The organism is Streptomyces taklimakanensis, assembly GCF_009709575.1.
GTDB classification, from domain to species: domain Bacteria; phylum Actinomycetota; class Actinomycetes; order Streptomycetales; family Streptomycetaceae; genus Streptomyces; species Streptomyces taklimakanensis.
Genome location: NZ_WIXO01000002.1, coordinates 136,974 through 157,966, shown reverse-complemented (window position 1 = coordinate 157,966; position 20,993 = coordinate 136,974). Strand labels below are relative to the sequence as shown.

The window sequence follows — 20,993 nt, the reverse complement described above, 5'->3', positions numbered from 1 at the left end:
GCGAACGTCAACCGGTGGCCCTGCCGGCCGGTCACCCCGGGCGGTCCGGGTGACCGTCTCAGCTCCTGCCGCCCTCGATGGTGCTCCGCAGCATCTCGAAGAGTTTCCTCAGATCCTCCGGAGCCATCTCCTCCCGCAGAAGCGCGCACATCGCCCCGGGGTCGTCCCACGGCATCCGCGTCGTGGTGGGGCGGGGCCGTGGAACGTCCGTGGCGGGCACCGCGGTGGACTGTGCGGGAACGGTCGGGGCGGATCCTGCCGCCGCAGGCGGTGTGTTCGGTACGGGCAGCTCCGACTCCGCCGAGTCGCCGTCGGAGGGAGCCTCTTTCATTACGCCGTAATGAAGCTCTGCCGCAGGCTGTTGCGTCCGCTTCCTCGGAGCTTCCTTGGCCGCCTGTTTCCTGGCGCGTTCCTCCTTCAGCCGCGCCAGTTCCCGTTCCTGCTGCTCCGGGGGCTTCTTTCCCACCGCGCGCAGTAGGTCCACCGGCTCCTCGCCGGCTTCCAGGCGCTTTTGCAGCTCCGGGGTCAGGGACAGCAGGGCCAGGCGTTGGGAGACCCAGCCCTGGGAGCGGTGGAGCCGCTTGGCGAGCTTGTCCTGGGTGCCGTGGACTTCCAGCAGCTTCTTCAAGGCCCGTGCCTCGTCCAGGGGGTCGAGGTCCTGGCGGTGGATGTTGGCCACCAGGGCGGACTCCAGCAGCTCGTCCGGATCGCCGCCCAGGGACTCGTCCATCATGACCCGTAGTGAGGACAGACCGGCCTGCCGGGCGGCGGCGAGACGGCAGTTGCCGTCGATGACGACGTAGGCGGCCCGCGGTTCGAGCTCGTCCTCCCGCTCCGGGTTGGCCGCCAGGTACGCCTCGCGGGACATGATGGTGACCGCGGACTTCTGCCCGTGGTCCCGCAGCGAGGCGGCGAGTTCGGTGACGTCCGGCAGGGAGTCGCGCGGGTTGTCGGGGTTGTGGCTGAGCAGGTGGAGGGCGAGACGGGTGGGTCCGTCGTCGCTGCCGCCCAGGACCTTCTCGGTGACCCGGCCGCGGGCGCTGCGCGCGGTTCCGGCTCGGCCGAACGCCGAAGAGGCGCCGAGCCGTTCGGCCTTGCTGGTCATGACGAGGCCCTCGCGATCCGCCGCATGGCCTCGGCCTGGTCACAGTGGGGGGCGTAGGCCAGCAGGGGTCTGCCCATGCGGACGGCCTCGCGTTGTTCCTTCAGGTCGCCGATGACCGCCAGGACGGGTGGGTCTCCCAGGGACTTCCACTGCCGGAGGCTGGAGGTGGCGACGAATCCGCGACGGGAGTCGTACAGGTTCACCACCAGGCCCAGGTAGTCCAGTTCGAGGTCGAGGTCTTCCTTCAGCGATTCGATCTGCTCGGTGAGCATGGCGTAGGCCGTGGCGGAGGAGTCCTCGGCGAGGACGGGGATGATGACGCCGGAGGCGCCGGTGGGTTCGCCGTCGCGGCGTCGACCGTAGTAGATGGCGGCGTCCATGGCGATGCCCAGTGACGGCGGGCAGTCGATGACGACGATGTCGAAGTCCGTCTCCAAGGGTTCCAGGGCCCGTTCGAGAGTGGCCTCCCGGCGGCGGATCCGGGTGTTGGTGGCGATCTTCGCGTCCAGCAGGAACCCGTCGAAGCAGGCGGGCAGTATCTGGAGCCTCTTGCCGAACCGCTCGTCCTCGAAGGTGACCAGCAGTTCGCGCAGGTCCGCCTTGCCTTCGGCGCACATGTGGGCCACCAGGCTGTCCTCGCCCGGGGGAATCTGCGCGATGCCGAGTTGTTCGCTCAGGTGTCCTTGGGGGTCGTAGTCGACGAGGAGGACCCGCTTGCCGTCCTCGGCGTAGGCCTGGGCGATGCCGGCGGCCACGGCGGTCTTGCCGACGCCGCCTTTCTGATTGCAGACGATCTTGCGTTGCGGTCCGGTGTGGGACTGCCGGCCGGGGGACGGGTGGGCGTCCAGCCAACCGCGAACGGACTGGGCCAAGCCCTGGGTGTAGGAGACGCCACGTGCGGAACAGTCCTCTTTGAACCGGCCGTAGAGCCCGTTGGGCAGCCAGGTGGAGAAGGACTCGGCACCGGCGGTGTCCACGGCGGCGCGGTGACCGCCGTCGGCACGCCAGGCGTGGATGCCTTCGGTGACGGCGTCCTGGATGTCGATGCCGTACTCGGCAGTACGGATCTTGAGCTCTTGACGGAGGGCGGCCGGGAGCTTTGACGCTACCTTTTCCCGGTCGCCATCAGGATAAGGGGATGTCATGGCGTCACCATACTGACGCTTGGGGGAAGGGAGGAGCAAGAGGCTGTGTGTTTCACCTTCCTGCCGAGGGCCTCATGACGTCGTCATGAGGCCCCACTTCACGGAGAAGGGGACCCCGCTCTTGTCACCGGTGGCGAACGCCCCGGGTCGGTGGCTCCTCGGCCCTGGCGGGCCTGCGGTGCCCCGACTCGGTGGTGTCCGCACGGCCGGCGACTGCGGGTGTCATCGGGCCGTTACGGGACACGGGTGGCGAGGCCGGACGGGGTGAGGGTGACCAGTGCGGGTGGTGTTCGAAACGTCCTGCCGGATGGGGCCGGCCTTCGGTGGTGCGGGTGTGTCGGCGGGTGGGGTGTCGCTCGCCTGCGGGAAGGGGGGACTTGCCGCCCTCGGACGGCCCGGGCACTTCTCCGGGGGCTCGGTGCTCGCCGCTCCGGACACCGTGGCGTGTCGTCACGTTGCCTGGTGGCAACCGCCGTCGGGGGTCTCTATGACAAGAGGCGTGGGGGCTGATACCCCCTTTCACCTGCGGTTATGCGGGGTGGGGTGTGTCGGCGCCGACACATTTGGAGGTCTGAAATGTTAATGGGGAGCGCACATTTCGCGAAAAAGTCAAGCCCAATTTGATTTTCTTTCACTGCAGGTCAGAGGGGTGCGTGATGGAGTGCGAGAGTGCCTCCGGGCGCTTGAGACGTGCCGTGGACGGCAACAGAAGTAAAGCTGTGTTGGACTTCCGGCCCGTATCCGCAGCAGAAGACAAGAAGTGGTGGACTTATGGCACCTTCTGTCGGGGCGGTGCGGGGGTGGGCCCTCGTGGCACACGCAAGTGGCGAAAGACAAAAACCACTTGTGTTTTGCAGTAGGGTCTACCTCGCCTGAGTAGCGAAGGAGGTCCTGTGACATCTGACCCGCCCACCCCACCCCCGGTGGGCCCCCGCCCACTCGCCCCTCAAGACGGAGGCCCGGGCTTCGACGACATCCTCGTCGCCCTGGGCAAGCAGTTGGGGGAGACCGTCGAGTCCACCCGGCAGGCTTCCGGATCCCGTAAGAAGCTCAAGGGTGTCACCTTCGAGTACGAGCAGGAACCCCGTACCGTCCACGACATGGCCGGTGACCAGGGCTACAGCATCGCCAGCAACTGGTTCACCCAGTTTCTCGCCCAGCTGGCCGTCGCCAACAGTGTCACCAAGTCGGAGATGTGCGTCTTCCTCTACGTCGCCGGAGGGCAGATCGCCGGAACCGGTATCGCCCAGTACACCCAGCAGGAGATCACCGACGGCCTCAACAAGGAGGCCCACCGCATCGGAGCCCGACGCATCACGCGCTCCACTGTCAACCGGGCCATCAAGGCCCTCTGTGAGTACGGGTGGCTGGAGAAACACGGCAACGGCAGGATCCGGCTCAACGTCCGGTTGTGGTTCCGTGGCAACAGCACGGCCCAACAGGCCGTCCTCGCCGACCTCGAACGTGAACACGGACGCGATCCCCAGGCGTTCCCCCACAGGATCGGCCCCCACCATGGTGAGCAGCAAGCCCTCGACCTCGCCTTGGACGACCCCCCGCCCCCCACCCGACAGGAGCGAACAGGGTGATATCGCCAGGACATCGCACACCAGGACCGACCACGACAAGGAGGAACCCCTAGATGGCCGAGGTCATGTCTCCCTTGGTGGGCGAGCGCATCTGGGCCCTACCCATCTCCGGCAGCGCGGTCAAGTTCCTCCAGTACCTGTTGTACCGTTCCGAGTTCGGCGGTCACATCCCCGTCAAACAGAAGGACATGGCCCGCGAGTACCACCAGAAGACGCCACAGGCCATCAGCGCCCTGATGGCTCCCCTGTGCGACCTGAAGATCGTGCTTCGTCCTCGCAGCGAGGAGCGCAACGGCAACAGCTACCGGCTCCACCCGCTGGCCGCCAAGTACGAGAGCCACGAGGAGATGGAGGCCGCCTTCCGTCAGGCGCTGAGGGACATCAAGGCCGGTGACCTGCCCAATCTCCAGCTCCCCGCCTATGTCATCGCCCCGCCCATGGAGGGACGCCCCAACCTCCAGGTCGCCGTCTGAGCACGGCCGCCGACGAACCGAAAGCCCCGCCGTTGCCGGCGGGGCTTTCGAGCCTGAGTAGAAGGTCGAAACCAATATACCCGCTCCGGCGGCGACCATCACATGCCGCCGGAACAACGGCGCCCACGATCCACCGGCGCCCGCGCCGCACCGGAGCCCGCGCCGCCGCTCAGTGGCGTCGGACGATGATCTCCCGTGCGGCGTCGTGCGGAAGGGCGAGGGCGGCCACCCAGCCGTCCGGGACGGGCAGGGCGTCCACTCGCCAGGTGGTGGGGGAGCCGGTGACGGTGGTGGTGACATCGCCGGGGCCGGGCGCCCAGAAGCGGGACTCCAGCCGGCTCAGGTCGGAGCCGATGCCCACTCCGGTGGCCTTCAGGACCGCCTCCTTGCGGGTCCAGCAGCGCAGGAACGCCATGCCACGAGCCGTGCCCGGCGGTTCGGCGAACAGCGCGCGCCGCTCGGCCGGGGTGGCGGTGGCGTCCACGAGTTCCTCGACGCGCACCTCGCGGACCGCCTCGACGTCGACGCCGACCGGGAACGGGGAGACGGCCAGCAGTCCGATGCCGGCGGTGTGGGAGATGCTGATCCACCGGTCGGTGGCGGGGCGGCGGACCGCGGGCGGACCGTGCTGCTCGCTGCCGCACTTCGGGCAGGGGTTCCGACCAATTGTCATCGAGCCGGGCGGCACTTGAAGAAATTCGGACAATATGCGACGCACCGCTGCTCGGCAGGCAATGAACTCGTTAGCCGCTCTGGCTGATTTCATTTGATCTACACGATTGCGTTCTGTGGTGTCGAGAATGGCAAGATCGGTCCTGCTTGGCCCTTCGGGTGACACTTTCCACCACCACACGTGAGTGGCGATGGCATGGCGAGCGAGTTTCGAAGAGGTTGCGGAACCGAGAGGTCGTATGTGTCCTGTGGGCACCGGGTCACCGTAAGTTCCTACGTTGGAAAGGGCGAAGGGCTGGTCGTCGGATGTCCACTAGCGGACACCGTTGTCACAGTCGGCGACCATAATGGTACATACGGTGGTGTATGTGGAATAGGAATCACCGGTTCCGGTAGTAGGCGTGCATCTTGATGACAGTGAAGGAGGGGTAAAGGTCGAATATTGTCGAAGAGTTGTGGTTCTCTACATCTGATTTCGGCCATACTGCGAGACGATCTCGTTGGCTGAGACGCAACGTGCGAATCATTGCCCCGGTGGCGGCTCGTCCTGCGTTCGGCGCAAAAGTAATTGCCGTTTCAATAACGCGCCGAGCGGATCGACGGTGGCTGCCCGAGTCATACGACCGAGGCACCGGGGTTGGGACGCACGAGAGTGCACACAGGCTCTGAACGATCATGGGGGGAATCACACGTGGCAGGTACTGTTTTCGATCATCCAGGCGTCGGTGGGCTGGAGGGGAGCGCTGCCCAGAGCCATGCCGCTCACCTGGAGCAGACGCTGCTGCAGGCTCGTACGCTGATCGAGTCCATGGTCTCCCTGCACCGCCGGCGCCCGGCTGCGGCGTCGGGCGTGATGCGGACCGACGCCGCGGTGACCGCCGAGACCCTCGAACGGCTCGTGCTGCGGGCCCGGCGCTCGGTGAGCGTCACGCTCACCGGCTCCGTCGTGTTCGCCGAAGCCGTCCTGCGGAGCCTGGAGCAGGTGCCGAACGGAGTGGCCGTGCGAGTCCTGTGCACTCCCGCCGCCATCGACGTGGCACGCACCCGGCTCCACCGCCTGCCGGCGGTCCGAGTGTTCCGGCACGAACTGTGCGGACTCGTGGTGGTCGACGGCACGTTGGCGTTCCTGCGATCCGCCCCCGGCGGAGAGGAGAGCAGCCGGGCGGCGATCGTCACCGACACCACGGCGGTCAGCGCCCTGGAACTGCTCTACGCGAGCGCGTGGTCGCGCGGGCGCAGGTTCCTCGGCCACACGGAACTGAGCCCCCGGCTGCGCACCGACCTCACGCGCCGCATCCTGGAGCGGCTGCGGGACGGGCACACCGACGCGACCGCCGCGCGCGAACTGCAGGTGTCACTGCGCACCTACCGGCGCCACGTCGCCGAGATCATGCGGGAGCTCGACGCTTCCTCCCGTTTCCAGGCCGGCGTGCGCGCGGTCGAACTGGGGTTGTTGCCGGAGGAACGGCAATCCGCCGTATGACGCGGTGCGGTCCGTGGGGGACGACCGCGAGAACGAACTGCCGACGGTGATTGTGGAGTCACAACGTGTGCAGACGACCTGGGGACGAGTTCGAGTACGCCCTTCTACAGGTCAGGGAGCTGATCGAGTCGACCATGGTCATCCATCGCGACCGCAGCCGGCGGGAGCAGCTCATCACGGCGGTCACCGGGGGCTACGGGAGGATCCTGAGCGTCGCCCGGGAGCTGATCGAGCGGGCCGAGGGGAGCGTCGACGTCCTGCACTCCCGGGCGCCGAGCTCCGGCGAGCGGTTGGAGGGCGTCGGATGGCGGGAGAACGGTCTGTTGCAGTGCGCGCGGGACACGGTCCCGACGCGGCTGCTGGTCAACCCGGAGCTGATCGAGAAGTCCCTGCTGCGGCGGCGGCCCGACCGGGACGGGTCGGTGGCGGTCCGGGTGGCCCGGTTGCCGCCGTTGGAGGTGCTCATAACCGACGACACCGCGGCCCTGGTGGTGGCCGGGCCCGCAGCCGGCCGCCGTGCCTCCCTCATCAGGGCCCCCGAGGTGCTGCAGGTCCTGCGCACCCTGTTCGAGAGCATCTGGTGCAGCTCGGTGCCCGCGGGCGAGCGCATCGTCTTCGGCGACCGTGATCGGGCGCTGCTGATCCGACAGATCCTCTGCGCCCTGCGGGCCGGGGTCACCGACGAGGTCGCCGCCCGCGAGCTGACGGTCTCCGTGCGGACCTACCGGCGCTACGTCGCGGAGATCATGACGCTGCTGGGGGCCACCTCCCGCTTCCAGGCGGGGGTCCGGGCCGCGGAGTTGGGGCTGCTCCCGCCCACCACGACTCCCGGGCAGGGGGGTGATCCCCGGCCGTGAGGCGGACTGGCAGCTTCATGAAACGGGCGTTGCCCCCCTCGAACGTCGCACAGTTGGATGGAGCCAGGGGCGGTTCCCGGTTCGGGGAAGTTCCCGCCCCCGGCGGCTCGTCACCCCCCCGTAGGCCGCCGGTACACGGGGACCCGTGCTCCTTGGCCCTTGTACGGGTCCCCGTGCCCTCGGTGAATTCCGTGCGGAAGGCGGATCCATGAGTCAGCGGCCGATCGGCCTGGTGTTCCCCGGCCAGGGAACACAGAAGCAGGGGATGGGCGAACCCTGGCGTGACCCCCGTCCTGGGACGCCACCGCGGAGATCTCCGAGGTCACCGGGGAGGACATCCCCGAGCTGCTGCTCCGTACCTCCACCGAGCAGCTCCGGCGCACCGACCCGGCGCGGTTGTCGGTGTTCGCCGTCGCGGTGGTCGCCCACTCCGAGGCGGTGCGACGCGGGGCGCTCGACGGGCCCGTGGTCGCCTGCGCGGGCCACAGCCTGGGCGAGTACGTCGCCCTCACCGCGGCCGGGGCCCTCACCCTCCGCGCCGCGGCGACGCTCGTCGCCGCGGCGCGGCCGTGCCATGAGGGAGGCCGCCCGGACCCGTGGCGGCACCATGGGCGTCCTGGTCGCGGCCCCGCTGGAGCGGGTGGAGCACCTGGCGGGCGCCGTGCGGGAGGCCGGTGAGGACGTGTGGGTCGCCAACGTCGACGCGCGGCCGTACGGCGGCGACTGCGACTGGACCGGGATCGGAACCCGCCGGCTCACCTCGCCGGTGCTCTGGGAGGAGAGCGTGCGCACCCTCACCGACACCCTCGGCTGCCGTCGCCTGGTCGAACTGGGGCCGGGGCGCACTCTGGCCGGGCTGATCCGCCGGATCGCCCCGGGCACCGAAGTGGTGTCCGGGGACGGCCCCGGCGCCCTGGACTGACGACCGTCCCGCGCGAGCGAGGAGACCGGAACACCATGCCACCTGGCACCGAGACCATCCGGCCGTGCCGCCATGCCGCCCCGGCGCCGCTCCGGACACGGCTGCCGGGCCGCCGGGCGGTGGCGTGCGTCGGCGGCGGTTTGGGGGACACGGCGGGCCACGCCGCGCGCCTTTGGTCGCGGGACGCCTCCGAGGGCTCCGCTCCGAAGACGCCGCCCGGTGGCCGTCTCCGCCGCAGACCTCCGGTGGTCCGGCGATGACCACGGCGACCCGGGAGTGGGCCAGCGGGGTCGGCGTGCTCGACAAGGCGTCCGCCCTGCTGGAGATCGTGGAGCAGGCACCGGCGCCGTTGAGCGAACTGGTCTCCCGCAGCGGCCTCGCCCGTCCCACCGCGTACCGGATCGCGGTGGCGCTGGAACGGCTCGGGCTGCTCACCCGCGACTCCCACGGACGGTTCGTCCTCGGCCCCAGGCTCGGCACCCTGGCGGTCGAGGCGCGCTACGACCGGCTGGCCCGGGCGGCGGCTCCGGTGCTGGCCGAACTACACGCCGCGACCGGGCTGGAAGCACGTGTCCTGCGGCGCCGCGGGAGGGTGCAGATCTGCGTCGCGACCTCCGCGGACGGTGTCGCCGGGTCCGGCGGCACCGAGAAGGCGCCGGTGGGCACGGCCAGACCCGTCACCGCCGGTGCGGTCGCCCTGGTGCTGCTCGCCTGGGAGGATCCCGAGGAGATCTACCACGGGCTGCGCGGCGCCCGGTTCACCGCCGGCCAGCTCTCCCAGGTGCGTCGCCGCGGCTGGGCCCGGGGAGCCGACGTCATGGTGCCCGGCGAGGTCGCGTACGCCGTGCCCGTACGGATCGGGGACGGCCGGGTGGTCGCCGCGCTGTCGGTGTCGGGTACGCCGAGCCGGATGGACCTGATCCCGAGCCGGCGGCTCGGCGCGGCCGTGTTCGACTCGGCTGCCGAGCTGGGGGACGCGTTGCAGCGCGCCCACACCGCGCCGGCCGCCCCCCGGGGGAGGTACGGAAGGACCGCGTCGGGAACGCGGTGACGGCGGTGGCCACCCGTCGCGACCGCCGCGGGGAACACCCGCCGGTGTCCGACCGCGGGCGACCCCTCCCGTGGACACGGGCCGGTCCCCTCACCGCTCCGGTTTGGTGATCGTGAAGAGCACCCGCAGCATCAGCACCGAACTGACCAGCAGCATGTTGTAGCCGAAGACCTCGAACAGCCGCAGCGAGCCGGAGATGCGGGGGCCGCCCTCCGCGGCCAGCAGCAGCATGCCCAGGACCCCGGTCAGTCCGCCGATGAAGGCGAGCAGCACATCGCGGACGATGCTCCGTATGAAGCGTCGATCCCGCTCGTCCGCCAGCAGTCGTACGTTGATGCTGAGCCTGCCGTGCTCCAGCGCGCTGCTGACGCGCTCCGCCCGGCGCGGCAGTCGGAGCAGCATCGGCAGCACTGCGGCGGCCTCGTCCGTCAGGGACCGGCCCAGGTGCCGGGGGGAGAGCCTGCGGGTGAGTTCGGAGGAGGCGAAGGAACGTGCCTCCTCGACGATGTCGAAGCCCGGCACGAGTCGGTTCAGGGAGCCCTCCAGGGTGGTCAGCGCGCGGAAGGCCGCGGCCACCTCGGGCGGCATGGTGAGACCGTACTGGGCCACGATCAGGAACAGGTCGGTGAACATCTCGCGGCTCGGGGGAGTGCCCGAGGTCAGGTGGCGGGCCGTGAAGCGGCCCAACGCGCGCTTGAAGCGCTCCTCGTCGATCTCCTCGGGGCGCTCCACCAGCTCCAGCAGGGCGTCGGACATCGCCGGCGGATCGCTGCGGTCGATCGCCAGGAGCAGGTTGCGCAGGCTGGAGCGGAGCATCTGGTCGATCCGGCCCACGGAGCCGAAGTCCACCAGGCCCAGCCGGCCGTCCTCCAGGACCAGGACGTTCCCGGGGTGGGGGTCGGCGTGGAAGACGCCCTCGGACATGATCTGTCCCAGCAGGCAGCCGAGCAGGTCGCGGGCGAGTTCCCCGCGGTCCAGACCGCGCGCGTCGATGACGGCGTCGGCCCGGTTCAGGGTGACTCCGTCGAGCCACTCGACGACCAGCACCCGTTCGCCGCACAGTTCCCGGTGGACCCGGGGGAACCGCACGCGCGGCGTGGTGCCGGGGCTCCGGCCCTCCGGGCTCCCCGTCGTCCCGTCGCCGTCCCCGCCCGCGGGCCCGACGTCCTCCGACGGGGCGGCGTTCGCGGCCACGGCCATGGTGTTGCGGGCCTCGGTGCGGAAGTCCAGCTCCTCGTGGAGCGAGTCGGCGAATCCCTGCGCCAGTTCGCGGGAGCCGACCGTCCGACCCCATCCGGTGTGCCGTTCCAGCATGTCGCTGATCCGGAAGAGGATGTCCAGGTCGCGCTCCACGATCTGGCGGGCGCCCGGCCGCTGCACCTTGACGGCCACCGCCTGGCCGTCGCGCAGCCGGGCCCGGTGCACCTGGGCCATGGAACCGGCCGCCAGCGGCTCGGGGTCGAACTCCGCGAACACCTCCGCCGGCGAGGCGCCCAGATCCTCGGCCAGCACCCGTTCGATGTCGGGCCAGGGTTCGGGGGAGACCTCGTGCTGCAGCGAGCTCAGTTCGTCGACGAACACGTCGGGCAGCAGGTCGTAGCGGGAGGAGAGCACCTGACCCAGCTTGACGAAGGTGGCTCCCGCCTCCTCCAGCGCCAGCCGCAGGGACCTGGCCAGTTCCGCCTGGTCCTGCGGGCTCCTGCCGGCGCGTCGGGGCCGGCCGGTCAGGAAGCGTCGCAGCCCGTGCCGCACGGCGATCCTGCTGAGTTGCGTGTAGCGCCGGCTGCGCGCCAGCCTGCGGCGCACGGCGCCGGGCCAGCGGATCATTCCGCGCACCGATCCGCTGGGGACCACGGCCTCGGAGAGCGCCAGGAAGATCATGGCGGCGATCAGGGCCGCGCCGAGCTGCACGGTCACCAGTGGGGTACGGCTCGCCGCGGGGCCCATCGGGGTGCCGACCACTCCCGCGACCAACAGCCCCACGCATCCGGTGAGGAGGGCGCGGACCTTGCCGATCCGCAGCCCGAGCAGTCTGCGGGCCACGACGGCCATGATCATCGGGCCGAGCAGAGCGGTGGCCGCGGCTATCAGGAGGACGGCGACTGGTTTCACCTCGCCGATCGTAGGGACTGTTTCGTTCTGCCGGACGACACGATCGCAGGGCGCCCGGCGTCCCCCCACGGAAGGGGGTGCCGTCCGGCCCCCGGGGGTGGGAGCCGGGCGGCACCCCGTCCGTCACCCGCGCTGGGCGAGGGCGGGTTCCTGCGCCGGCGGCTCCGGGGCCGCCTCCGGCTCGGTGTCCGGCGTGGCGCGGCCGGGCCACCACGTCCGGTGGCCGAGCAGGGTGGTCACGGCGGGCACCAGCAGCAGGGCCATCACGAAGGCGGTGAGCAGGATGCCGAAGGCCACGGCGAAGCCCATCTGCTGGAGCATGGAGTTCTGGGCCAGCAGCAGGACGCCGAAGGTGCCCGCGAGGATGACGGCCGCCGTGCCGATGGTGGACGCCGAGTGGGTGATCGCCTGACGGACGGCCTGCGCCGGGGCGTTGCCGCGCTTGACCTCCTCGCGCAGTCGGGCCACCACCAGGATGTTGTAGTCGGTGCCGATCGCGACGACGAACAGGTAGACGATCACGGGCAGGGTGAAGGGCAGACCGGCCTCGCCCATGAGGCCCTGGAAGAGCCAGACGGTGGAGCCCAGCGTCGCGGCGAAGCCCAGGCCGACGGCGAGCATCAGGTACCAGGGGGCGACGGCGCTGCGCAGCAGCAGCCCGAGGATCACCATGATCGCGATTCCGGCGGCCGGGAAGACCACGGAGTAGTCGCGGTTGGTGGCGTGCTGGATGTCGGCGAGCACCGCCGAGGTGCCGCCGACGAGGACCCGGGTGCCCTCCGGCGCCGCCTCGTGGGCGACGTCGCGCAGCGGTCCGGAGACCACGTCGATGGCCTGGGTGCTGTCCGGCTTGTGCTTGAGCACCACACCGAGCTGGGCGACGTCGCCCTCGGGGTTGAGGACCGCGGGCGTGACCTGTCCGAGGCCGGCCGCGGACAGCTCCTTCTCGTAGGCGGTGACCTGACTCCGCTCCAACTTGCCGCCGTCCTCGGCCTCCAGGAAGATCCGGGTCGGGTCGGTCTGGCCGGCCGAGAAACCGCGCTCGAGTGCCTCCGCCGCCTGCACCGACTCCAGGTTCTTCGGCAGCGAGCCGGCGTTGTCGAAGACCGTGTTGAGGTTGAGGACGCCCGCGGCCAGCACGGCCAGCAGACCGCCGGAGGCGGCGGCGACGAGACCGGGGCGGCGTGCGGTGAGGGAAGCGGTCCGGGCGGCGAGCCCGTGCCGCGGTTCCCTGCGCCACGCCTTGGACGGCCAGAACGCCTTGGCACCCAACAGGGAGAAGACCGCGGGCACCAACGTCAGCGCGGCCAGCAGGGTGACGGCGACCGAGATCGCCAGGGACGGTCCCATGGCCCGCAGCATGCCCAGGGAGGACAGCAGCAGGGCGAGGAAAGCGGCGATCACGGCGCCGGCGGCCGAGGCGATGGTCTCCCCGACCCGGGCGACGGCCTCGCCCATGGCCTCCTTCGGTTCCTGCCCCTGGCGCAGGAACTCCCGGTAGCGGAAGAGCAGGAACAGGATGTAGTCGGTGCCGACGCCGAACAGCACCACGATCAGGATCGAACCGATCGAGGAGTCCGCCTGGAACCCGCCGAACTCGGCGGCGGTGGAGATCAGCCCGGTGGCCACCACGAAGACCAGGGTGATGACGAGGACCGGCAGGATCGCGATCAGCGGGCTGCGGAAGATCGCGGCCAGCAGCACGATGATCAACACCAGCGTCGCCATCATGATCATGGCGTCGGTGTCGCCCGAGGACTCCAGGGTGTCCAGCGTGGTCGCCGAGGCCCCGGTGATCCCCATGTGCAGGGCGGTGCCCTCCAGGAGGGGCTTGGCCTCCTCCCGCATCTCCTTGATCGAGTCCAGCAGATCGGCGTTGTAGGGGTCCTTGGTGGTCGCGACGATACTCGCCAGGGCGATCTCGCGGTTGGGGGAGACGGCCTGCGGGCTGGTCTCCACCTTCTTGATCTTGTCCAGTCCCGCCTTATCCAGGCCGGCGGCGACCTTCTGCACGTCCGCCAGGTCGGCCTCGGTCAGCGTGCCGTTGTCGTCACGGCGGAAGACCATGACGGAGGCGGGCTGCTCCTGTTGTGGGAAAGCACGTTCCTGGAGCTCCCCGGCCCGCACCGACTCGTAGTGCGAGGGGAGGAATTCGGCCTGGTCGCTGACCGGTTTCAGGGGCGGGGCCAGAGCCGCCGTGCCCATCGCCGCGATCACCCACACCAATATGGTCAGCCAAGGATGTCTGACGGCGGACCGTCCGACCCGTCCGAACATGGGGGGAGGCTCCTTCGAAGGGGGTTCATAAGGCGCACCGATTGTCTTCCGCGTGCGTCCATCGCCGTCGGCTCCCAACGGCATCTGGCATCAAGTTGCCGTTCGCCGTCGAGGAACCGTTCCGGCCCCTTCCGCCGGAGCGCGGTCGGTGGGAGCGTACCCAGGAAGCGGCCGCGGCGGCCGTGTCACGTCGAGCCCCCGTCGCCCGCGGGCCGGGCCGGGCGGCCTCTTCCGAATTCCCGGTGGACCGGGTCGTCGGAACGATACCGACAGGTAATCGTCGGACCCTTCCCGACCGTCGCGGTTCCCAGGCATGGTGACGGGGAGTCGAAAAGCATCTCGTCCGAGGCTCCCGGACCAAAAGGAAAACCCTTGCTCGGGAGGAAAGTTGACGGTCCTCGCCATTCGTTTCCATCGGCGCGGGTCACGTCGCCACCGGGTTCCGAAGAGCCTTGTGACAACGAACGGTTCGACGTGCGCGCGCCTCCGGTCCGGGCCGGACGAGGCGGATCGGTGCCGCCCCGCCGCCACCCCGCGCGCTTCCGGGGACGGACGTGCGCGCCCCGGTCCGGAGACGGTCGGCCCCGACGGCCGGCCGCGGAATTACCGTTGCCCATTTCGTTCGCCGTTTCACCGTTCCCCCCGATCCTCCGTTTTCCGAGTTCGAACCTCGTGATGTCGGGGCGGACGGTGGCACCTTCATGTCAGGCCGGTTGTCGCCCGATTGGCGGACTGCGAGGGTCGTGGTGGAAGGCAACCGACCGCAATTCCGTCCCGCAGGCCCGACAGGATGAGTTTCCTCGTGACCGCAAAGCAGCTGTACGAGGCTCCGACACCCGCTTCACCGGACGGCCGTCTCTCGTATTCCTCCGTGCTCCTGAGCCGGCTCGGCCCGAACCGGCCGGACTTCGAGGCCCGTCTGAGCGAGGCGCTGGCCGCCGCCGAGCGGCGGCTTCGGGCCTGCTCCCGCGACGCCTCCGACCCCAGGGTGGCGGAGCTCACGGGGCACCTGACGGCCACGGGCGGCAAGCGGCTGCGAACACTTCTGGCGCTGCTCGCCGCGGAGTTCGGCGACCCGTCGAGGGAGGGTGTCGTCCAGGCGGCCGTCGTCGCCGAACTCGTCCACGTCGCCTCGCTCTACCACGACGACGTGGTGGACCGGGCCGCCACCCGGCACGGTGTCTCCACCGCCAATGTCCTGTGGGGAAACCGGATGGCCGTCCTGGGCGGGGACTGGCTGCTGGCCAGGGCCGCCCGGCTCGCCGCCGACCTGGTGCCCAGGGCACTCGGCCTCAACGCCGACACGGCGAACCGACTCATCGCGGGCCAACTGCGCGAACTCGCCGGACCCGCGCCGGGGGAGGACCCCGTCGAGCACTACTTCCAGGTGACCGCCGGCAAGACCGCCGCGTTGCTGGCCATGTCCCTGGGGGTCGGTGCCCTCCAGGCCGGCGCGCCCGACGCGGTCGTCGACGTCCTCATCGAGTACGGCGAACAACTCGGCATCGCGTTCCAGATCGCCGACGACCTGCTGGACCTCGCCTCCCCCGAGGCCTTCACCGGCAAGGAGCGGGGCAAGGACCTGCTCGCCGGGGTCCCCAGCCTCCCGGTGCTGCTCGCCCGGGAGGACACCGACCCGCGCGACGCCGAGCTGCGCGAACTGATCGAGGCCGGATCCGCCGCCGGAGGCGACTGGCACCTCCGCGTCCTCGAACTCTTCTCCGCCTCGCGGGCCACCGCCCGCGCCGAGGCGATCATGCACCAGCGGCTGGCCAGGGCGAAGGAGGCGCTCGAGTCCCTGCCACCGCTGCCGGCACGCCGCACACTCGACGCCCTCTGCGACTTCGTGGCCTTCCGCACCGGCTGAGAGAAACAGGGAGGTGGCCATGCCGCAGGAGACGACCCTTCGAGCCGAACGGGCGGCCATGCACCACAGGGTCGCGGAACTCGCCCGGAAGCGCCAGGAGGTGCTCCGGGGCGCCCCGAAGGCGACCGAGGCGCAGCACGCGAAGGGGAAGCTGACCGCGCGTGAGCGGATCGAGTTGTTGGTGGATGCCGGGTCGTTCCACGAGGTGGAGCCGTTGCGGCGGCACCGGGCCACGGGGTTCGGTCTGGAGGGCCGGCGGCCGTACACCGACGGGGTGGTCACCGGTTGGGGGACGGTGGAGGGGCGGACGGTGTTCGTCTACGCCCATGATTTCCGGATCTTCGGTGGGGCGTTGGGGGAGGCGCACGCGGCGAAGATCCACAAGATCATGGACATGGCCATCGCGGCCGGTGCGCCGTTGGTCTCGCTCAACGACGGGGCCGGGGCCCGCATCCAGGAGGGTGTGGTGGCGCTGGCCGGGTACGGCGGGATCTTCCAGCGCAACACCCGGGCGTCGGGGGTGATTCCGCAGATCTCGGTGATGTTGGGGCCGTGTGCGGGTGGGGCGGCCTACTCGCCGGCGTTGACGGACTTCGTGTTCATGGTGCGTGACACCTCGCAGATGTTCATCACCGGTCCGGACGTGGTGCAGGCCGTCACCGGGGCGCGGGTGTCGCAGAACGGGTTGGGCGGTGCCGATGTGCACGCGGCCACCTCCGGGGTGGCGCACTTCGCCTACGACGACGAGGAGACCTGTCTGGCCGAGGTGCGCTACCTGCTGTCGCTGCTGCCGTCCAACAACCGGGAGAACCCGCCGCGTACCGAGTGCGTCGATCCGGTCGACCGGCGGAGCGAGGCGTTGTTGGAGTTGGTGCCGGTCGACGGCAACCGTCCCTACGACATGCGGGCGGTGATCGAGGAGATCGTCGACGACGGCGAGTACCTCGAGGTGCACGAGCGGTGGGCGAACAACATCGTGTGCGCGCTGGCCCGGCTGGACGGGCAGGTGGTGGGGATCGTGGCCAACCAGCCCCGGCATCTGGCGGGGGTGTTGGACATCCACGCGTCGGAGAAGGCCGCGCGGTTCGTGCAGATGTGCGACGCGTTCAACATCCCGATCGTCACCCTTTTGGACGTGCCCGGGTTCCTGCCGGGGGTGGACCAGGAGCACGGCGGGATCATCCGGCACGGCGCCAAGCTGTTGTACGCGTACTGCAACGCCACGGTGCCGCGGGTGTCGGTGGTGCTGCGCAAGGCGTACGGGGGCGCGTACATCGTGATGGACTCCCAGTCCATCGGTGCGGATCTGACCTATGCCTGGCCGACCAACGAGATCGCGGTGATGGGTGCCGAGGGCGCCGCCAACGTGATCTTCCGGCGGGAGATCGCCGCCTCCGACGATCCGGACGAGACGCGTCGGGAACTGGTCAAGGAGTACAAGTCCGAGCTGATGCATCCCTACTACGCGGCCGAACGCGGTCTGGTCGACGACGTGATCGATCCGGCCGACACCCGCTCCGTCCTCGTCGGGGCCCTGGCCATGCTCCGTACCAAGCACGCCGACCTGCCCGCCCGCAAACACGGCAACCCGCCCCAGTGAGGAGGACCCCGTGTCCGCGACAGTGCTCGAAGGGCCGCTGGGCCCCGTCCTGTTCAAGGTGATCAGCGGCAGCCCGGCGCCGGAGGAACTGGCCGCCGTCGCCGCCCTGCTCACCACCCTGCCCACGACCCTCTCCTCCGGCAGGGGCACACGGCCCGCCGCGTCCGCGACATGGCGGCGTCCCGCCGTCCTCCCGTCCGCCTCCTGGATGGCCGGAAGGACGGCGGCGTGGACCGGTAGCGTGCCGTCCACGGCGTAGGACCGCAGGACGACCCGCCGACCGGTCCGGCGCGGGGGAGCCGGACCGTGCGGGCGCTCTCCGGGAGGAGAGCGCCCCACGGCGTCCCCCGGCACCCGGGGCGCACCGTGGGCGGCAGGTGAGGAACGGCACCGGGAAAGGCCCGGAGAGCACGGTTTTGCGGTAGGCGGCCCCGAGAAGCAGCGGGTCCGCGGAACGAGGAGACTCCTCATGGACTTCAAGGTCCTCGGCCCGGTGTCGGCCGAGGTCGACGGCCGCGCGGTCCCGCTGGACGGCAGCAAGCAGCGCACCGTTCTGGCGGCGCTGCTGCTCGCCTACGGCCGGAGCCTGACCGACGAGCGGCTGGTCGCCCTCCTGTGGGGCTGGGAGCGGATGGCCACCCGCACCAGCCGGCTGTACACGTACGTGTCGCGGCTGCGCACCCGCATCGGCCCCGGGCTGAAGCTGGAGCGGATCGGCCGCGGGTACCGGATGGACATCGGCGACGCCGTGTTCGACTGGGACGTCTTCCGGCGGCTGGCCGAGGCCGGCCGCGCCGACCTCCTCGCGGGTCGGTACGCCGGTGCCGAACGCCGGCTGGCCGAGGCGCTCGCCCTGTGGCGCGGCCCGGCCCTGCGCGACGTCACCCCGTACCTGGCCGACGTCGAGGCCCCGGGCCTGGAGGAGGCCCGGATCAGCGCCCAGGAGAACCACGCCGACGCCGCGCTCGCCCTCGGCCGGCACGTCGACGTCGTGACCGCGCTGACCGGCCTGGCGGCGCAGTACCCGGTGCGCGAGCGGATCCGCGGCCAGTTGATGGTCGCCCTGTACCGCTGCGGTCGTCAGGCCGAAGCGCTGGCGGTGTACGAGGAGGGCCGCCGCGTCCTGGCGGAGGAGCTCGGGATCGACCCCAGCCCCGCCCTGCGCGCCCTCCACCAGCAGATCCTCCGGGGCGTCCTCCCCCCTCCCCGGGCTCCCGAGCGCCACGGCGTCACCCTGTCGTCGCCGGACGCCCGCGGGCTGTTCCGCGGCGGCGGCGTCGGGCACGGGCTCGTCCCCGCGATGCTGCCCGCCGGAGCCGGGGACTTCACCGGGCGCGTGGCCGAGACGGCGGACGTGCTCGCCGCCCTCCACGGCCGGCAGGACGTCCTCGTCACCGGCGCCCCCGGCATCGGGAAGTCGGCGTTCGCCGTGCGGGTCGCCCGCCAGTGCCGTGCCGACTTCCCGCACGGTCTGCTCTACGCCGATCTGCGCGCCCCCGACGGCACCCCCCGCGATCCGGTGGAGGCCCTCGGCTGGTTCCTGCGCGCCCTGGGTGCCGCGGACGACGAACTGCCCGCCACGCTCGACGAGCGCGCCCACCTCTACCGGACCCTGACGGCCGGACGGCGCACGCTCGTCGTCCTGGACAACGCCGCCGACGACGCCCAGGTGCGCCCCCTGCTGCCGGGCGGCGACGGCAGCCGCACCCTCGTCACCGGGGTCCGGTCCACCCTGGCCTCGCTGGAGGGCACCAGGCTGGTGCGGCTCGGACCCATGGACGCGGACGAGGCCCGTCGCCTGCTCGCCGCCGTCGTGGGAGAGGAACGGGTCGCGGCCGAACCCGAGGCGACCGCGCGGGTGGTGGAGGCGTGCGACGGGCTGCCCCTCGCCCTGCGCGTGGCCGGGTCCCGTCTGGCGGCCTGCCAGCAGTGGCGGATCGCCAGGCTCGCCGACCGACTGGCCCCCGAGGGGCGCCGACTGGACGAACTCCGGTTCGGCAGCCTTGACGTGCGCGGCCGCCTGCGCGCGGCCCTGGACCCGCTGGACGAGGCCACCAGGAGGGACTGCGGCGTCCTGGCGGCGGTCGGTCCCGTCCCGTTGACGCCTCCGGGCACCGCGGAGCTGCTGGGCATCTCCTTCGACGAAGCCGAGGAGCTGCTGGAGAGCCTGGTCAACGCGCGGATCCTGGAGGCGCGGGGCGTCGACGGCGAGGTGTGGCTGCGGTACCGCTTCACACCGCTGATGCGGCTCGCGATCCGGGGAGGGGCGACGGCGCGCGCCGGCGGGGCCGACACCCCGCCCTCCCGGCTCCCCGCCGGCCGGTCGGCGGACGCCCTCCCCAAGGGACGCGGGTCAGCCGCCGGCGTGTCCTTCGTCCAGCCGGCGCGTCAGCTCGAACGCGCCGGGGTCCGGATCGTGTGCCTGCCCTCGGTCCACCAGGTGTTCGACGTAAGCCGCCAGTAGATCCGCCCAGAGGATCGCGTTGTCGTGCATCGGCAGCTCACGGTCCGCGGCACCCCGAAGTTCGATCTCCGTCAGAACGTCCAGAGGATGCTGGACGTGGAACGGGTCGTCCGTGTCGTCGTGCATCGTTCCTCCCCTGTGCTTCCGGGCTCTTCCCAGGCACTGTGCCACCACGTTCGCACAACCGTACATATGGATTCCTGCGCCGATCTGTACTCCCTCTGTACGACCCGTCTCACGGGCCTCCCGTTCCGCCGGACGCCGCCGGACGCCGCCGCGGGGAGCGCGCCGGTCCCCGCGCGGGACGGGACAGGCCCGCCACGTGGGCGGGCCTGTCGGGGAGGGGTGTCGGGCGCCGGTCACGGCGGCTTCCGTGTCGCCGTCAGATCAGTCCGACCTGCATGGCGCGGGCTCCCGCCTGGAACCTGCTACGCGCATCGAGCGCCACCATGGCCGACGCGACGTCGTTGCGCACCGTCCGGACGCTGCAGCCCAGTCGACGGGCGATGGCGTCGTCGGTGAGGCCTTCGGCCAGGAGCCGGAGGACGATCTCCGTACGGGGGCGGCGGGTGGTGGGGGCGCCGGGCTTCCGTCCCAGCTGCCGCACCGCCGCCCCGCGCTCCCAGAGCCGCTCCGCCAGGGCGCACAGGGATTCCAGCTCCGTGGTGGACCGCACCACGCGGGAGCCTTCCGACGCGTCGATCACCACGGCCACCGCACCGTCCATGATCATCGCCCGCAGCGGCACCGTGCCGACCGTGCGCGGCGGAACGTCCTGCTGGGCCAGCCACTGTGCGTACGTCATGGCGGAAGGTGTCTGGAAGACGCAGGACGACCACACGGCCCGCAGGCGCACGCCGCGTCGCAGTCCCATGTCCACGATGGGGCGGGAGAACTCGAAACCGCCCTCGACGTGGCCGGGGACGAGGAACATCACGTCACGCTCGGCCTTGGCGACCATTCGTTCGACCATGGTGGACGCGTCGTCGCGGCTCCCGCTCCCGTCGGCGGACTCCCTGACGCGCTCGGCCGCGCGCTCGTGCAGGGCGATGAACCGGTCGATCTCGACCGGGCGGGGCTGCGGTGAGCGGCCCTCGCGCATCGACCGGGCCAGCAGGGCCGGCAGGGCTATGCACGGCTCGACCGCGCGAAACGCCGTGTGGTCGTCCTCGGAGACGCTGGCGAGACCCTCGGCCCGCAGGATCTCCATCGCTTGCGCGACCTCGTTTGTCGGCCATTCCATGGCCTGCGCCAGTTCCTGCGTTCGCCAGCTCGTCCGCAGGAGCAGCTTCCGGTAGAGAAGCTCCGAACGCCTGTCCAGACCGATTCCGGATTCCGCCACGCCAACCTCTCGGAAGGTTTCTTCCCAGGGCAGG

At 70.9% G+C, this 20,993-nt stretch carries 18 protein-coding genes; 11 read left to right on the top strand and 7 right to left on the bottom strand.

Annotation, left to right across the window (positions count from 1 at the left end):
* Positions 1-58: 58 nt before the first annotated feature.
* Together F0L17_RS26575 and F0L17_RS26570 are read right to left on the bottom strand one after the other, a co-directional pair.
* A complete protein-coding gene (locus tag F0L17_RS26575) occupies positions 59-1,105 on the bottom strand; it encodes a ParB/RepB/Spo0J family partition protein (protein ID WP_155074294.1) in 1,047 nt (348 codons plus the stop codon).
* Entirely contained in the window at positions 1,102-2,250 is a 1,149-nt protein-coding gene (locus F0L17_RS26570; protein ID WP_155074293.1) for a ParA family protein, read from the bottom strand. Before F0L17_RS26570 ends, F0L17_RS26575 begins: the two co-directional genes overlap by 4 nt.
* A gap of 893 nt (positions 2,251-3,143) precedes the next feature.
* Between F0L17_RS26570 and F0L17_RS26565 the strand changes: the two genes are divergently transcribed.
* On the top strand, positions 3,144-3,839 hold the full coding sequence (locus F0L17_RS26565; RefSeq protein WP_162466926.1) for a helix-turn-helix domain-containing protein: 696 nt from the start codon (positions 3,144-3,146) through the stop codon (positions 3,837-3,839).
* Positions 3,840-3,892: 53 nt separating this feature from the next.
* The gene (locus tag F0L17_RS26560) at positions 3,893-4,312 is read left to right on the top strand and encodes a hypothetical protein (protein ID WP_155074291.1); all 420 of its coding nucleotides are present in this window, start codon (positions 3,893-3,895) and stop codon (positions 4,310-4,312) included.
* A gap of 169 nt (positions 4,313-4,481) precedes the next feature.
* On the opposite strand, the gene F0L17_RS26555 is transcribed toward F0L17_RS26560, so the two are convergent.
* On the bottom strand, positions 4,482-4,985 hold the full coding sequence (locus tag F0L17_RS26555) for a 4'-phosphopantetheinyl transferase family protein (protein WP_238421039.1): 504 nt from the start codon (positions 4,983-4,985) through the stop codon (positions 4,482-4,484).
* Between the two features lie 690 nt (positions 4,986-5,675).
* Here F0L17_RS26555 and F0L17_RS26550 point away from each other — a divergent pair.
* The 5 genes from F0L17_RS26550 (at position 5,676) to F0L17_RS26535 (ending at position 9,297) form a co-directional block, all read left to right on the top strand.
* Complete coding sequence (locus tag F0L17_RS26550) at positions 5,676-6,467, top strand: helix-turn-helix transcriptional regulator (protein ID WP_338018303.1); 792 nt, start codon at positions 5,676-5,678, stop codon at positions 6,465-6,467.
* Between the two features lie 65 nt (positions 6,468-6,532).
* Positions 6,533-7,324: a LuxR family transcriptional regulator gene (locus F0L17_RS26545; RefSeq protein WP_162466925.1), complete on the top strand. Its 792-nt coding sequence runs from the start codon at positions 6,533-6,535 to the stop codon at positions 7,322-7,324.
* 312 nt (positions 7,325-7,636) lie between these two features.
* Positions 7,637-8,002 carry a hypothetical protein gene (locus F0L17_RS28430; RefSeq protein ID WP_338018306.1) on the top strand — a complete coding sequence of 122 codons (366 nt, stop codon included), beginning with the start codon at positions 7,637-7,639 and terminating at the stop codon, positions 8,000-8,002.
* Positions 7,899-8,246 carry a hypothetical protein gene (locus F0L17_RS28425; protein ID WP_338018302.1) on the top strand — a complete coding sequence of 116 codons (348 nt, stop codon included), beginning with the start codon at positions 7,899-7,901 and terminating at the stop codon, positions 8,244-8,246. The genes F0L17_RS28430 and F0L17_RS28425 overlap by 104 nt, the downstream gene beginning before the upstream one ends.
* 256 nt (positions 8,247-8,502) lie before the next feature.
* Positions 8,503-9,297: an IclR family transcriptional regulator gene (locus F0L17_RS26535; protein ID WP_155074288.1), complete on the top strand. Its 795-nt coding sequence runs from the start codon at positions 8,503-8,505 to the stop codon at positions 9,295-9,297.
* Positions 9,298-9,387: 90 nt separating this feature from the next.
* On the opposite strand, the gene F0L17_RS26530 is transcribed toward F0L17_RS26535, so the two are convergent.
* Positions 9,388-11,409 carry an ABC1 kinase family protein gene (locus tag F0L17_RS26530; RefSeq protein ID WP_338018301.1) on the bottom strand — a complete coding sequence of 674 codons (2,022 nt, stop codon included), beginning with the start codon at positions 11,407-11,409 and terminating at the stop codon, positions 9,388-9,390.
* A gap of 123 nt (positions 11,410-11,532) precedes the next feature.
* Entirely contained in the window at positions 11,533-13,686 is a 2,154-nt protein-coding gene (locus tag F0L17_RS26525; protein WP_155074287.1) for an MMPL family transporter, read from the bottom strand.
* A gap of 871 nt (positions 13,687-14,557) precedes the next feature.
* Here F0L17_RS26525 and F0L17_RS26520 point away from each other — a divergent pair.
* The 4 genes from F0L17_RS26520 to F0L17_RS26505 all read left to right on the top strand — a co-directional run bounded on the left by F0L17_RS26520 (position 14,558) and on the right by F0L17_RS26505 (position 19,617).
* The gene (locus F0L17_RS26520; RefSeq protein ID WP_338018300.1) at positions 14,558-15,553 is read left to right on the top strand and encodes a polyprenyl synthetase family protein; all 996 of its coding nucleotides are present in this window, start codon (positions 14,558-14,560) and stop codon (positions 15,551-15,553) included.
* 19 nt (positions 15,554-15,572) lie between these two features.
* The gene (locus F0L17_RS26515) at positions 15,573-17,153 is read left to right on the top strand and encodes an acyl-CoA carboxylase subunit beta (protein ID WP_155074285.1); all 1,581 of its coding nucleotides are present in this window, start codon (positions 15,573-15,575) and stop codon (positions 17,151-17,153) included.
* A gap of 10 nt (positions 17,154-17,163) precedes the next feature.
* A complete protein-coding gene (locus F0L17_RS26510; RefSeq protein ID WP_162466924.1) occupies positions 17,164-17,412 on the top strand; it encodes an acyl-CoA carboxylase epsilon subunit in 249 nt (82 codons plus the stop codon).
* A gap of 210 nt (positions 17,413-17,622) precedes the next feature.
* Entirely contained in the window at positions 17,623-19,617 is a 1,995-nt protein-coding gene (locus F0L17_RS26505; RefSeq protein ID WP_238421037.1) for an AfsR/SARP family transcriptional regulator, read from the top strand.
* Here F0L17_RS26505 and F0L17_RS28585 read toward each other — a convergent pair.
* Together F0L17_RS28585 and F0L17_RS28420 are read right to left on the bottom strand one after the other, a co-directional pair.
* The gene (locus F0L17_RS28585; protein ID WP_420802486.1) at positions 19,507-19,743 is read right to left on the bottom strand and encodes a DUF6269 family protein; all 237 of its coding nucleotides are present in this window, start codon (positions 19,741-19,743) and stop codon (positions 19,507-19,509) included. The two genes, F0L17_RS26505 and F0L17_RS28585, sit on opposite strands and share 111 nt — an antisense overlap.
* Before the next feature lie 256 nt (positions 19,744-19,999).
* Positions 20,000-20,959 carry a LuxR C-terminal-related transcriptional regulator gene (locus F0L17_RS28420; protein ID WP_155074284.1) on the bottom strand — a complete coding sequence of 320 codons (960 nt, stop codon included), beginning with the start codon at positions 20,957-20,959 and terminating at the stop codon, positions 20,000-20,002.
* Between the last annotated feature and the right edge of the window lie 34 nt (positions 20,960-20,993).